Source organism: Pseudomonas sp. RIT-PI-S (genome assembly GCF_025642975.1).
Taxonomy (GTDB): domain Bacteria; phylum Pseudomonadota; class Gammaproteobacteria; order Pseudomonadales; family Pseudomonadaceae; genus Aquipseudomonas.
In genome coordinates this window covers 157,392-170,165 of sequence record NZ_JANZKJ010000003.1, presented here as the reverse complement: position 1 = coordinate 170,165, position 12,774 = coordinate 157,392, and the positions used below count along the sequence as shown (strand labels likewise).

The following is a 12,774-nucleotide window of genomic DNA, read 5'->3' as shown; positions in this document are numbered from 1 at the left end:
GGTAAATTGCGCCGGGTTGAGTACCCAGGCGTGTTCCAGCAGACCCGCCAAGGCGGTTCCGGTTCCGTGAAACAGGCGCCCGGTGGGCTTTGGCCGCGGTCTGCCGCTGTGTATACTGGCCGCCATTTTTCACGCTCTGGAAGCTGTCGATGGTCGCTCACTTGCTGGAATTCGCCACCAATCACTACCTGCTCGTTGGTCTTTTCGTCATTCTTCTGGTTCTGCTGTTGCTGCTCGAGAGCAGCCGTGGCGGCCGCAGCCTCAGCCCGCGTGAGCTCACCGCCCTGGTAAATGCCGACAAGGCGGTGGTGATCGACATCCGCGCCAAGAAAGACTTCGCCGGCGGGCATATCGTGGATGCCCTGAACATCCCGCAGGACAAGCTTCAGGCGCGTGCCGCGGAACTTGAAAAGCACAAGGGCAAGACCTTGATCATCGTCGACGCCATGGGCCAGCACGCTGGTGCTGTTTGCCGCGACCTGCTCAAGGGCGGTCATACCGCCGCCAAGTTGGGCGGCGGCATCTCCAGCTGGCGTGCCGATAACCTGCCCTTGGTGAAGTGATATGCCGCGAATAGTCGTTTACTCCAGCGATTGGTGCCCTTACTGCAGCCGCGCCAAGGCGCTGCTGGCCAAGAAGGGCGTGGCTTTCGAAGAAGTGCGTGTGGACGGTCAGCCGCTGCTGCGTGCCGAAATGGCCAAAAAAGCCGGGCGTACCTCCGTTCCGCAGATCTGGATCGACGACTATCACGTGGGCGGTTGCGATGACCTCTACGCGTTGGAGCGGGCGGGCAAGCTAGACCCGCTGCTGCGCTGAACATAACCCTACCGAACGCTACAAGAAGGATCTGTCATGACCGATCAAGCTACCAACGGCACGGCCAACGAAGAAGCCGAAGCGCCTCAGTTCTCCCTGCAGCGCATTTATGTTCGCGACCTGTCGTTCGAAGCGCCGAAAAGCCCGGCGATCTTCCGCCAGCAGTGGGAGCCGAGCGTTTCGCTGGACCTGAACACCCGCCAGAAGGAGCTGGACAGCGACTTCCACGAGGTGGTGCTGACCCTCTCCGTTACCGTAAAGAACGGTGAGGAAGTGGCCTTCATCGCAGAAGTACAGCAAGCCGGTATCTTCATGATCAAAGGCCTGGACGCTGGCGCGATGAGCCACACGCTGGGCGCTTTCTGCCCGAACATCCTCTTCCCGTACGCGCGCGAGACCCTGGACAGCCTGGTCACCCGCGGTTCGTTCCCGGCACTGATGCTCGCTCCGGTGAACTTCGATGCCTTGTATGCGCAAGAGCTGCAGCGCATGCAGGAAGCCGGCGAGGCGCCTCAGGCCTGAGCCAATGCTTGAAGAAAAACGCCCCGAGGGGCGTTTTTTTTATGTGTCGCGTTCAGGCAAACCCGTGCTGCCGCCACGCCTCGTACACCGCGATCGCTACGGTGTTCGATAGGTTCAGGCTGCGGCTGTTGGGCCGCATGGGCAGCCGCAAGCGCTGGCTGGCGGGGAGGGCGTCTAGCACCTCAGCTGGCAAGCCGCGGCTCTCGGGGCCGAACAAGAACGCATCGCCCGGTTCGAAGCGCACGTCGTGAAAGGGCTGCGAGCCTTTGGTGGTGAAGGCGAACAGGCGCGGGTGGCCAAGGCTTTCCAGGCAGCTTGGGAGGTCCGGATAGCGCTTGAGTGGCGCATACTCGTGGTAATCGAGGCCCGCCCGGCGCAGGCGCTTGTCGTCCAGCTCGAAGCCCAGTGGCTCGATCAGATGAAGATGGCAGCCGCTATTGGCGCAGAGCCTGATAACGTTGCCCGTATTGGGCGGAATTTCCGGTTGAAACAGGATGACGTGAAACATGCGCGGCTCCGATACGAACGACGGGCAGCATTCTAACGCCGAAGTGCTGCCACCACGATCTTCCTACTGGCCCCGCTTTCTCGGTTCGCTGGCATTGTTCGGGCTGCTGATGGGGTTGATGATCGGCAAGCTGATGGACCCCGAGCGCAGCATATTCGACCGGATCGAGTTGCTGCCGGGCGGGGAAATGAATGTGTGGTTCGACCATGCGCCACAGGTGCATGGCGAGATGGTCGACGGCACGGTGGCGATTCTGTTCGACGCCAGCGGTCCGCAGCTCCAGGGCCAGTTGGAGCTCAATGGCCGCCAGGCGAAGTGGACGCTGCGTCATACGGACAAGGGGCTACTGCTTAACGTCATTGCTGCACGGCAGTTGCACGCGCAGTGGGAAGGGGCGGAAGAAGCGGGTCACTGGCGGCTGCATGTGAGCCTGCGCGACGAATAAAAGAGGGAAACCCCGGCCTGCCTGTACCAAGGTCCCCAAAAAGGGTGGGCGCTGGCGCAATGCCGTGCCCGGTGTAAAGAAGGAGCTCCGGCCTGCCTGTACCGAAGCCCCTGAAAGGGTGGGGCGGCTGAAGTGACCTGCCCCGGCTGTAAAGAGGGGAACTCTGGCCTGCCTGTACCAGAATTCCCGAAACCGTTCGTACAACAGGTATTGCAGGGGGCGTGCCAATTCTTATGCAAGCCCTGCGGAAAGCCGGGATTATCTCTAACGCTTTGAAATTGCTTGTTTTTCTTTGAGCGGAGCGGCCGGGCCGCCTGGCTCGGCATTTGAGAAGGAAGCGAAGGGGCACCGTTGGAACGCATTGGTGCGGTGCAAAGTTGGGTGGCGGTGCACAAATGCGATGCCTTGGGGCAGGGGGTTGCAACATAGGCAGTGGGTTTTCGTAGGCGCAACGCTCCGCGTGCGCCTACGAGCCTCAGCGCGAGCAGCGCCTCGCGCCTGAGGCCGTCAAGCGTCGTCGCTGTCGTCTTCTTCGCCGCCGTCCACCTTCATGCCCAGCTCCTTGATCTTCCGGGTCAGGGTGTTGCGGCCCCAGCCCAGCAGCACTGCGGCATCGCGGCGACGGCCCGCGGTGTGCTTGAGCGCTGTTTCGATCATGATCCGCTCGAAGCTCGGCACGGCGCTGTCCAGCAGGTTGGACTGGCCGCGAGCAAGCGCCTGGTCGGCCCATTGCCGCAGGGCCTGCTCCCAGTTGGTCACCGGCGCTGCGTCTTGAGGCAGGCTCAGCAGCTCCGGCGGCAGATCGGAAATGTGCACTTCACGGCCGGAAGCCATCACGGTAATCCAGCGGCAGGTGTTCTCCAGTTGGCGCACGTTGCCGGGCCACGGAAGGTTCTTGAGGTAGTCCTCCGTCTCGGCCTTGAGCAGTTTGGGCTCCACCGCCAGCTCCTGGGCCGCTCGCCCAAGGAAGTGCCGGGCGAGCGTGGGGATGTCTTCTCGGCGATCAGACAGCCGTGGGATATGAATGCGGATGACGTTCAAGCGGTGGAAGAGGTCTTCGCGGAACTTGCCCGCATGGACCAGGTTTTCCAGGTTCTGGTGGGTCGCGGCAATGATCCGCACGTCCACTTTGACCGGTGTGTGGCCACCCACTCGGTAGAACTCGCCATCGGCCAGCACTCGCAGCAGGCGTGTTTGGGTGTCGGCAGGCATGTCGCCGATTTCGTCGAGGAACAGGGTGCCACCGTCGGCCTGCTCGAAGCGCCCTCGCCGCAGGTTCGCCGCGCCAGTGAAGGCGCCTTTCTCATGGCCGAACAGCTCGGATTCCATCAGGTCTTTCGGGATGGCCGCCATGTTCAGTGCGATAAAAGGCGCGGCGGCTCGCGGGCTGTGCCGATGCAAAGCGTGGGCGACCAGCTCTTTACCGGTGCCAGATTCGCCGTTGATCAACACCGTAATGTTCGAATGGCTCAGCCGGCCGATCGCGCGGAAAACCTCCTGCATGGCAGGGGCTTCACCAATGATCTCTGGCGTGCGGGTCAATGCCGGCGGCGTGTCCATGCCCTGCTGTTCCTGCGCGTGCTGGTTGGCACGTTTTACCAAAGACACCGCTTCGTCCACATCGAAGGGCTTGGGCAGGTATTCGAAGGCGCCGCCTTGGTAAGACGCCACGGCGCTGTCCAGGTCGGAATGGGCGGTCATGATGATGACTGGCAATCGTGGATGCTGCTCGCGAATCCTCGCCAGGAGGTCCAGGCCGCTGGCACCGGGCATACGGATGTCGGAGATAATCACGTCCGGCTGCTGGCGGGCGAGGCGGCTCATCACGCCGTCGGCACTGTCGAAGCTTTGGGTAGTCATGCCTTCCTGTTGTAGCGCTTTCTCCAACACCCAGCGGATGGAACGGTCGTCATCGACGATCCAAACAGTTTCACTACGGCTCATGACGAAGCAGCTCCTTGTTCCAGCGGCAGGAAGATCGAGAAAGTGGTGTGGCCAGGATGGCTGTCACATTCGATCAGCCCCTGGTGCTGGCTGATGATGTTCTGGGTAATGGCCAGCCCAAGGCCCGTACCGTCTGGGCGCCCGCTGACCATTGGATAAAAGATCGTTTCTTGAAGTTCGGCAGGAATGCCCGGGCCGTTGTCGGTGATTTCGATCTTCGCGACCAGCCGGTGGCGGGTGTGGCCGATGGTGAACTGGCGCATGGTGCGGGTACGCAGGGTGATGCGCCCCAGGCGAAGCTCGTTCTGGCCGCTGATGGCCTGCATCGCATTACGCACGATATTAAGCACGGCCTGGATCATCTGTTCGCGGTCGATCAGCACATCCGGAATGCTTGGGTCATAGTCGCGCAACAGCGAAATACCACCCTGGCTTTCCGCGTCTACCAGGCTGCACACGCGCTCCAGCACTTCATGGATATTGGTCATGGCCAGCGATGGCAGCTTGTTCGAGCCCAGCATGCGGTCCACCAAGTTACGCAGACGGTCGGCTTCCTCGATGATCACGTTGGTGTAGTCGCGAAGGCTTTCTTCGGGAAGCTCCCGGGCCAGCAACTGCGCCGCGCCGCGAATCCCTCCGAGGGGATTCTTGATTTCATGGGCAAGGCCCCGCACCAGCATCTTGGTGGTTTCCTGCTTGGAGATCTGCGCTTCTTCCTTGGTGATGCGCAGCAGCCGGTCACGCGGGTGCACTTCGAGCAACAGCAGGGTTTCGCCCTTGCTGAGAATGGGTGTCACCGCGTAATCGACGGTCAGGGATTGCCCTGTGAGCGCGGTGAGCATCGCCTCGCGCTTGGTGAAAGGGTGAGCTTGCTCGACTGCCTGGCGCAGCGAGTTAAGCGCTTCCGCGGATTCGGTAAACAGCTCGCTGATGAACTGCCCGTGGCTGCGTTGGCCGCTGATGGCCAGCAGCATTTCCGCGGCTGGGTTCATGTACTCCAGGCGCAGCTCGGCGTTGAGAAGAATGGTGGCGGTCGTAAGGTTGTCCAGTAACAGTCGGTGCAGCGCATCGCTGATGGTCATGCGTATCCTTGACCTCTCTTGGCACGTCGCGACCCAAAAGGCGCGGTCTCGGTGCGGGTCGGGCCACGGCTTGCGCCCCGCGGATGCAGGCAAAATGCAAAATCCAAACCAAGCTCCGAAAAGAAGCGTGAAAGGGCGGTTTGGGGCAAGGAGGAAAGGCGGCTTCGCAGCCAATTGCGCCAATTCGGCTCATTGTGAGGCTGCAGGTGCACTTGGCGCACTATAACGGTGCAGCGCTGCGTGGGCTACCTGCGCCTACTCGTCGTCATCGTCGTCGTCCGGAGGCTTGTCACCGATGGGGCATTCAGGGCGAACGCCATAGTCGGCTTTCTTGCACGGGTGCACACGGCGTTTCTGGGCCAGCGATATACGCTGCATGTGCACGGGCTGCGAAGGGGTTCGCTCGATCACATTGCCTTGGCTGTCGAGGATTTCCGCCGCCAGTTGGTGGGTGCCTCGATCCACGTTTTGCAGCGCGACCACAGGGCTGGGCCCTGGCTCGCCGAACGGTTGGCCATCGAGCAGCACGCGATAGACGTCGCCTTCGGCCAGCGCGGGGTCGCTGGTCAGGGTGACGATGAGTTCACCGCTGGCATGGCTGACACCGGCGTCTGGCAACGGCACTAGAATCCGGAACATTTCATAGTGGGTCACCCGATGCACCGCGGGGGCCTTTGGCTTGGGTTTGGGTTTGGCCTGGGGCGTGTTCTGAGTGCTGGCGGGCGAGAGATTGATGCGGTTGCCCTCAGGGACCTGAACGGATTTGGCCCCCTTGCGCGGCTGATCGGTGTACACCCGGTTCCCTTGCGCATCGACGTAGGTATAGACCTGCGCCTGGCAGAGCCCGCTCAGGCAGAGCAGCATCGCCAACAGCAGTGGCCTCATGGAGCGCTGACTCTCATCACGTAGATGGTCACCGGGGGGCTTGCCTGGACAACCCGAGGCCCGTCGAGCACCTGCACCGCCAGGCTATGCTGGCCGCGGTCGACATTGACCAATTGCAGGCGCGGCACGTTGCCGGGCGTGCCATAGGCGACGCCGTCCAGCAACAGCTGCAGCAGCTGGCCCTCGACCAGGCGGGGCTGGATGTTCACACCCACGTCAAAGGTGCCGTTGTTGGCGCGAATGGCGCCGTCCGGAGGAATGCCCGTCAGCCCTAGCGCGGCATAAGCCGTGACTGCGGTCGGCGGCGGCTGCGGCGCAGGCTGCGGCGTAGGTTCGGGGGCTTTGCCCTTGGGCATCTCGACGCTGTTGAGCGGGGGCAGCTTGACTGTCTGCGAGGGCTGCCCGGCCGGCGCATGCTCGGAATAGACCGTATTGCCGTTGGCATCCGTGTATTTGTAGATCTCGCCCCAGGCGGGGGCGCAGAACAGAGGCAGGAGCAAGACGATGGCGCGACGCATGAGAACTACTCGACAGGGCTTCGGCGGCCTGATCAGCATAGATCAGACCGCCTCGCCGATCACTGGTTAATGCGGGGTCACGCAGAGTTCACCGGTGGCGCGGATCAGCGCCAGCCGATGGAGCTCATCGCGCTCGCCGCTGTTGCTGGCCTGGGCGACCCACAGGGGGCAAGCGGCGTTATTCCGATACCCGGCGAAGGCGGCTAACTGCTCCATCAGAGTTTTTTGCAGGGTATCGAGTTGTGGGCGGATCTGCCCGACCAAGTCAGGGCGGGGGGTGTCCGGTGCCGCGCCAGCCAGGCGCCACTCCGCCAGGTGCCCGTATTGCACGAGCTTGTTGGCTTCGATCTGGGCGGCGAAGAACTGCTCGACGAAGGCCGGCTCGAGTTTGTATTGCGGCGCCAGCAGTACCGCCGCAGCAATCACCTCGCGCTCCCGGGCGCGATCTTCAACGGCCTTCTTGCTATCCCATTTGCTCAGCGCTACCTGGTCGGCAATGTTCAAACGTTGCTCGATGCTGGCGAGCAGTGGCTCGAAGGCTGCGGGAGCGGGTTCTGCGGCCCAGGCACTGCTGCCGACGAGGCTGGCGGCGAGCACCAGGCAGGGCACGAAAGATCTAAGCATGGCGGGGCTCCGCTGTGATGGGCGCTCCGTTATGCCAGCAAAGCTGCGTTGGGGCTAGCGGCCGGGGGGTGTCGCTTGCGCTGTTTTGAGACTTGCGGTGTCTGTGGGCCTTATCGCGAGCGATCTCGGCTGCTGCGGGCTTTGAGGCATTCGTTTGATCACCCATAAAAAAAGCCTCCCGAAGGAGGCCTTTTCAGTACAGCCGGGGCGAAATCAGACGCTGTAGTACAGGTCGTATTCAAGCGGGTGCACGAAGGTACGGACCTTGATCTCTTCCTCGGACTTCAGCTCGATGTAAGCATCGATGAAGTCGTCGGAGAACACGCCGCCTTTGGTCAGGAAGGCGCGGCCCTTGTCCAGTTCTTCCAGCGCTTCTTTCAAGCTGCCGCAAACCTGCGGGATTTCCTTGGCCTCTTCAGGCGGCAGGTCGTACAGGTTCTTGTCGGCGGCATCGCCTGGGTGGATCTTGTTCTGGATACCGTCCAGGCCGGCCATCAGCAGCGCGGCGAAGGCCAGGTAGGGGTTGGCGGCCGGGTCCGGGAAGCGGGCTTCGATACGACGGCCTTTAGGGCTGTTGACGTACGGAATGCGGATGGACGCCGAGCGGTTGCGTGCCGAGTAGGCCAGCATTACCGGAGCTTCAAAGCCTGGAACCAAACGCTTGTAGGAGTTGGTCGACGGGTTGGTGAAGCCGTTCAGCGCCTTGCCGTGCTTGATGATGCCGCCGATGAAGTACAGGGCGGTTTCCGACAAGCCGGCGTAGCCTTCACCCGCGAAGGTGTTCTTGCCATCCTTGGAGATGGACATGTGCACGTGCATACCCGAGCCGTTGTCGCCGTACAGCGGCTTGGGCATGAAGGTCGCGGTGCGGCCGTAGGCGTCGGCAACGTTGTGCACCACGTACTTGAGGGTCTGGGTTTCGTCCGCCTTCTTCACCAGGGTGTTGAACTTGACGCCGATCTCGTTCTGGCCAGCGGTCGCCACTTCGTGGTGGTGAACTTCGACGGTCAGGCCCATTTCTTCCAGTGCATTGCACATGGCGGTACGGATTTCGTGGTCGTGGTCGACCGGCGGCACCGGGAAGTAGCCGCCTTTCACGCCTGGGCGGTGGCCCTTGTTGCCGCCGTCCACGTCCTGGTCGGTCATCCAGGAAGCTTGCTCGGAGAAGATTTTGAACATGGAGCCGGAGATGTCGGACTTGAACTTCACTTCGTCGAAGATGAAGAACTCAGGCTCCGGGCCCACGAATACGGTGTCGCCAATGCCGGTGGACTTGAGGTATTCCTCGGCACGGTGAGCGATGGCACGTGGGTCGCGGTCGTAACCCTGCATGGTCGAAGGTTCGATGATGTCGCACACCAGGATGAGCGTCGGCTCTTCGGTGAACGGATCCAGAACAGCGGTTTCGTCATCCGGCAGCAGGATCATGTCGGACGCTTCGATGCCTTTCCAGCCAGCGATGGAGGAACCGTCGAACATTTTGCCGACTTCGAAGAAGTCGTCGTCCAGTGCATCACGCGCCGGCATGGTGACGTGCTGCTGCTTGCCTTTGGTATCGGTGAAGCGCAGATCAATCCACTTAACGTCATGATCTTTGATGAGTTGAACCGACTTCGACATGTTGTCCTCCGGGTGGATTGGAGCGTGCTGTGCGCCCCGAGATTCGGTGCTGCCGCCGAATACTCGGTCAAGGCAACCTGCCTCACAAGGGAGCAATTTGCATGCCAGTGCCCTGAGATGGGCAGCCGCGGAAAAACGCCCGGTTTTGCGAGACTTACGGCAGGCGGCGCTGTACGTGCTGCACTTTAACGGCGCACCGCCCGCCGGGCATGATCCATTTTGGTGCTTTCGAGGGTTTCGACAGATAGTTGGTCAAACCTTGAACAATTTCCGCTATAATGCCGCCCCTTTTTTCCAGCTGGGCCATCGCGCGCGCTGTCCATGAAACTCATCGTTAAAGTCTTCCCCGAGATCACCATTAAAAGCCGGCCGGTGCGCAAGCAGTTCATCCGCCAGCTCGCCAAGAATATCCGCGTGGTGGCCCGTGACCTGGACCCCAATCTCGTGGTGAACGGCGTATGGGACAACCTCGAGGTGCAGACGCGCGTCACCGATGCCAAGGTGCTCAGAGAGCTGACCGAGCGGCTGTGCTACACCCCCGGTATTACCCATTTCCTGGAAGTGGATGAATACCCCCTGGGCGACTTCGACGACATCGTGGCCAAATGCAAGGCCCACTTCGGCGACCTGCTGCCAGGCAAGCGCTTCGCCGTGCGCTGCAAGCGCGGTGGCCGGCATGAGTTCAGCTCCATGGACGTGGACCGCTACGTTGGCAGCCAACTGCGCCAGCAGTGCGGCGCCGCGGGCATCGATCTCAAGCACCCGGAAGTGGTAGTGCGGATGGAAATCCGCGACAAGCGGTTGTTCGTGATCCACGGCCAGCACCAGGGCATCGGCGGCTACCCGCTGGGCGCCCTGGAGCAGACCCTGGTGCTGATGTCCGGCGGTTTCGATTCCACCGTGGCGGCTTACCAGATGATGCGCCGCGGCCTGATGACTCATTTCTGCTTCTTCAACCTGGGTGGCCGCGCCCATGAGCTGGGGGTGATGGAAGTCGCCCACTACCTGTGGAAAAAATACGGCAGCTCCCATCGCGTGCTGTTTATCAGCGTGCCATTCGAGGAAGTTGTCGGGGAGATTCTCGCCAAGGTGGACGACAGCCAGATGGGCGTGATCCTCAAGCGGATGATGCTGCGCGCCGCGAGCCGCATGGCTGAGCGCCTGGAAATCAACGCGCTCGTCACTGGCGAGGCAATCTCCCAGGTATCCAGCCAGACGCTCACCAACCTGGCGGTGATCGACTCGGTCACCCCCACCCTGGTGTTGCGGCCATTGCTTGCTACCCACAAGCAGGACATCATCGACACGGCCACGGCCATCGGCACGGCGGATTTCGCCAAGCACATGCCCGAATACTGCGGCGTGATCTCGGTAAACCCGACCACCAGCGCCCGCGGCTATCGCATCGAGCGAGAAGAACAGCGCTTCGACATGGCCGTGCTGGAAAGCGCCCTCGAGCGCGCCCGGCTAGTGTCCATCGACAATGTGATCGATGAACTGGGCCAGCAAGTGGAGATCGAGGAAGTCGCCGAAGCCCTTGCCAACCATGTGGTGCTGGACATTCGTCACCCCGACGCACAAGAAGACGAGCCGTTGCTGATTGACGGCGTGGAAGTGCGTACCCTGCCGTTCTATGCGTTGAACAGCCGGTTCAAGGATCTCGATCCTGCCCGGCAATACCTGCTGTATTGCGACAAAGGTGTCATGAGCCGGCTGCATGCTCATCACCTGCTCAGCGAGGGGCACGCCAATGTGCGCGTTTATCGTCCGGCATAGAGTCCCGGGGCTCAATGGCGGGAGCATCCGCCATCGCCCTCCCGACCGCGCGGCGTGATCGCGCCTGTAGATTGGCCGTTGCCTTGAGCCGGCCCCACCGAATTCATCATCGAGATATGCCCTGTGAGAGATAAGCTTCGTAACATCGCCATCATCGCCCACGTTGACCATGGCAAAACCACCCTGGTCGACAAGCTCTTGAAACTGTCCGGCACCCTGGACCGCAAAGAGCTGAACGACGAGCGCGTGATGGACAGCAACGACCAGGAAAAAGAGCGCGGCATTACCATCCTGGCGAAAAACACCGCGATCAAATGGAACGGCTACGACATCAACATCGTGGACACCCCCGGCCACGCCGACTTCGGCGGTGAAGTAGAGCGCGTGATGTCCATGGTGGACTCGGTTCTGCTGCTGGTCGACGCCCAAGATGGCCCGATGCCACAAACCCGCTTCGTCACCCAGAAGGCCTTCAAGGCTGGTCTGCGCCCAATCGTGGTCGTGAACAAGGTTGACCGCCCAGGCGCGGACCCAGACAAAGTCGCGGGCTTGATTTTCGACCTGTTCGACAACCTCGGCGCTACCGAAGAGCAGCTGGACTTCCCGATCGTCTACGCCAGCGCCCTGAACGGTATCGCTGGCCTGGACTACCAGGACATGGCCGACAACATGGACCCGCTGTTCCAGGCCATCCTGGACCACGTGCCGGCGCCTAAGGTCGACCTGGAAGGCCCGTTCCAGATGCAGATCTCTGCACTGGACTACAACAGCTTCCTGGGCGTGATCGGCATTGGCCGTATCACCCGTGGCCGTATCAAGGCCAACAGCCCGGTCGTGGCCATCGATGCCGAAGGCAAGAAGCGCAACGGCCGCATCCTCAAGCTGATGGGCCACCATGGCCTGCAGCGCGTTGAGGTAGCAGAAGCTGAAGCAGGCGATATCGTCTGCATCAGCGGCATGGACCAACTGTTCATCTCCGACACCCTGTGCGATCCGCAGAACGTCGAAGCCCTGCCGCCGCTGAGCGTGGACGAGCCGACCGTGAGCATGACCTTCCAGGTTAACGACTCGCCGTTCTGCGGTAAGGAAGGCAAGTTCGTCACCAGCCGCAACATCAAGGAGCGCCTGGAGAAGGAACTGCTGCACAACGTGGCCCTGCGTGTTGAAGAAACCGACAGCGCCGACAAGTTCAAGGTCTCTGGCCGTGGCGAACTGCACCTCTCGGTGCTGATCGAAACCATGCGCCGCGAAGGCTTCGAGCTGGCCATCTCGCGCCCTGAAGTGGTTATCAAGGAAGTGGACGGCGAGAAGCAGGAACCCTACGAAGCGGTCACCATCGACATCGAAGAACAGCACCAAGGTGCGGTGATGGAGCAGATGGGTCTGCGTAAGGGCGACCTGAGCAACATGGTGCCGGACGGTAAAGGGCGTATCCGCCTGGAATACACCATCCCGGCCCGTGGCCTGATCGGCTTCCGTAACGCCTTCCTGACCATGACCTCCGGCAGCGGTATCCTCACCGGTACTTTCAGCCACTATGGCCCGATCAAGGCTGGCGAAGTGAGCCACCGCCAGAACGGCGTATTGGTGTCCATGGCGACCGGCAAGGCGCTGACCTACTCGCTGGAAACCCTGCAAGACCGTGGCAAGCTGTTCCTCGAGCCTGGCCAGGAAATCTACGAAGGCCAGCTGGCAGGTATCAACAGCCGCGACAACGACCTGGTGATCAACCCCACCAAGGGCAAGAAGCTCGACAACATGCGCGCTTCCGGCAAGGACGAAACCATCGCCCTGGTTCCGCCGATCAAGTTCACCCTTGAACAGGCCCTGGAATTCATCGATGACGACGAGTTGGTGGAAGTAACGCCGAAGTCGATCCGCCTGCGTAAGAAAGTGCTGAACGAAAACGAGCGTAAGCGCGCTTCGAAGTAAGCATCAGGCAATAAGAAAAGCCCCTGCCATCGTAAGGTGACAGGGGCTTTTTCTTTGGGTGCCCATCCGGCCGTTTCCTGTAGGAGTGGGCGGAGCCCGCGA

The 12,774-nt window shown here is 61.5% G+C and carries 13 protein-coding genes; 6 read left to right on the top strand and 7 right to left on the bottom strand.

Annotation, left to right across the window (positions count from 1 at the left end; genetic code table 11):
- The first annotated feature begins 149 nt into the window (after positions 1-149).
- The 3 genes from OGL93_RS06780 to secB are packed head-to-tail and all read left to right on the top strand — an operon-like array spanning position 150 to position 1,338.
- The gene (locus OGL93_RS06780) at positions 150-563 is read left to right on the top strand and encodes a rhodanese-like domain-containing protein (protein ID WP_263261701.1); all 414 of its coding nucleotides are present in this window, start codon (positions 150-152) and stop codon (positions 561-563) included.
- A 1-nt stretch (position 564) separates the two neighbouring features.
- Positions 565-816 carry a glutaredoxin 3 gene (grxC, locus tag OGL93_RS06775; RefSeq protein ID WP_263261700.1) on the top strand — a complete coding sequence of 84 codons (252 nt, stop codon included), beginning with the start codon at positions 565-567 and terminating at the stop codon, positions 814-816.
- A gap of 36 nt (positions 817-852) precedes the next feature.
- A complete protein-coding gene (gene secB, locus OGL93_RS06770; protein ID WP_263261699.1) occupies positions 853-1,338 on the top strand; it encodes a protein-export chaperone SecB in 486 nt (161 codons plus the stop codon).
- Between the two features lie 52 nt (positions 1,339-1,390).
- Here the strand turns inward: secB and OGL93_RS06765 are convergent, their stop codons facing one another.
- Positions 1,391-1,846, bottom strand: coding sequence for a tRNA (cytidine(34)-2'-O)-methyltransferase (locus OGL93_RS06765; protein WP_263261697.1), 456 nt, complete (start codon positions 1,844-1,846; stop codon positions 1,391-1,393).
- Here OGL93_RS06765 and OGL93_RS06760 point away from each other — a divergent pair.
- A complete protein-coding gene (locus OGL93_RS06760) occupies positions 1,845-2,291 on the top strand; it encodes a hypothetical protein (RefSeq protein WP_263261696.1) in 447 nt (148 codons plus the stop codon). The genes OGL93_RS06765 and OGL93_RS06760 overlap by 2 nt on opposite strands.
- A gap of 507 nt (positions 2,292-2,798) precedes the next feature.
- Here OGL93_RS06760 and ntrC read toward each other — a convergent pair.
- The 6 genes from ntrC to glnA all read right to left on the bottom strand — a co-directional run bounded on the left by ntrC (position 2,799) and on the right by glnA (position 8,964).
- The gene (ntrC, locus tag OGL93_RS06755; RefSeq protein WP_263261694.1) at positions 2,799-4,235 is read right to left on the bottom strand and encodes a nitrogen regulation protein NR(I); all 1,437 of its coding nucleotides are present in this window, start codon (positions 4,233-4,235) and stop codon (positions 2,799-2,801) included.
- Positions 4,232-5,317 carry a nitrogen regulation protein NR(II) gene (gene glnL / locus OGL93_RS06750; RefSeq protein ID WP_263261693.1) on the bottom strand — a complete coding sequence of 362 codons (1,086 nt, stop codon included), beginning with the start codon at positions 5,315-5,317 and terminating at the stop codon, positions 4,232-4,234. Before glnL ends, ntrC begins: the two co-directional genes overlap by 4 nt.
- Before the next feature lie 255 nt (positions 5,318-5,572).
- The gene (locus OGL93_RS06745) at positions 5,573-6,202 is read right to left on the bottom strand and encodes a DUF4124 domain-containing protein (RefSeq protein ID WP_263261692.1); all 630 of its coding nucleotides are present in this window, start codon (positions 6,200-6,202) and stop codon (positions 5,573-5,575) included.
- The gene (locus tag OGL93_RS06740) at positions 6,199-6,720 is read right to left on the bottom strand and encodes a DUF4124 domain-containing protein (RefSeq protein WP_263261691.1); all 522 of its coding nucleotides are present in this window, start codon (positions 6,718-6,720) and stop codon (positions 6,199-6,201) included. The genes OGL93_RS06745 and OGL93_RS06740 overlap by 4 nt, the downstream gene beginning before the upstream one ends.
- Positions 6,721-6,786: 66 nt before the next feature.
- Entirely contained in the window at positions 6,787-7,344 is a 558-nt protein-coding gene (locus OGL93_RS06735) for a chorismate mutase (protein WP_263261690.1), read from the bottom strand.
- 213 nt (positions 7,345-7,557) lie between these two features.
- Complete coding sequence (gene glnA, locus OGL93_RS06730; protein WP_263261689.1) at positions 7,558-8,964, bottom strand: glutamate--ammonia ligase; 1,407 nt, start codon at positions 8,962-8,964, stop codon at positions 7,558-7,560.
- A 321-nt stretch (positions 8,965-9,285) separates the two neighbouring features.
- Between glnA and thiI the strand changes: the two genes are divergently transcribed.
- Both thiI and typA read left to right on the top strand, forming a co-directional pair.
- Positions 9,286-10,740 (top strand): tRNA uracil 4-sulfurtransferase ThiI, encoded by a 1,455-nt coding sequence (gene thiI, locus OGL93_RS06725; RefSeq protein WP_263261688.1) that lies wholly within the window; start codon positions 9,286-9,288, stop codon positions 10,738-10,740.
- Between the two features lie 123 nt (positions 10,741-10,863).
- A complete protein-coding gene (gene typA, locus OGL93_RS06720) occupies positions 10,864-12,672 on the top strand; it encodes a translational GTPase TypA (RefSeq protein WP_263261687.1) in 1,809 nt (602 codons plus the stop codon).
- Positions 12,673-12,774 lie beyond the last annotated feature (102 nt).

Coding starts and splice junctions, on each gene's coding strand:
- OGL93_RS06780 (WP_263261701.1), top strand. CDS start 150: ATGGTCGCTCACTTGCTGGAATTCGCCACCAATCACTACCTGCTCGTT.
- grxC (WP_263261700.1), top strand. CDS start 565: ATGCCGCGAATAGTCGTTTACTCCAGCGATTGGTGCCCTTACTGCAGC.
- secB (WP_263261699.1), top strand. CDS start 853: ATGACCGATCAAGCTACCAACGGCACGGCCAACGAAGAAGCCGAAGCG.
- OGL93_RS06760 (WP_263261696.1), top strand. CDS start 1,845: ATGCGCGGCTCCGATACGAACGACGGGCAGCATTCTAACGCCGAAGTG.
- OGL93_RS06765 (WP_263261697.1), bottom strand. CDS start 1,846: ATGTTTCACGTCATCCTGTTTCAACCGGAAATTCCGCCCAATACGGGC.
- ntrC (WP_263261694.1), bottom strand. CDS start 4,235: ATGAGCCGTAGTGAAACTGTTTGGATCGTCGATGACGACCGTTCCATC.
- glnL (WP_263261693.1), bottom strand. CDS start 5,317: ATGACCATCAGCGATGCGCTGCACCGACTGTTACTGGACAACCTTACG.
- OGL93_RS06745 (WP_263261692.1), bottom strand. CDS start 6,202: ATGAGGCCACTGCTGTTGGCGATGCTGCTCTGCCTGAGCGGGCTCTGC.
- OGL93_RS06740 (WP_263261691.1), bottom strand. CDS start 6,720: ATGCGTCGCGCCATCGTCTTGCTCCTGCCTCTGTTCTGCGCCCCCGCC.
- OGL93_RS06735 (WP_263261690.1), bottom strand. CDS start 7,344: ATGCTTAGATCTTTCGTGCCCTGCCTGGTGCTCGCCGCCAGCCTCGTC.
- glnA (WP_263261689.1), bottom strand. CDS start 8,964: ATGTCGAAGTCGGTTCAACTCATCAAAGATCATGACGTTAAGTGGATT.
- thiI (WP_263261688.1), top strand. CDS start 9,286: ATGAAACTCATCGTTAAAGTCTTCCCCGAGATCACCATTAAAAGCCGG.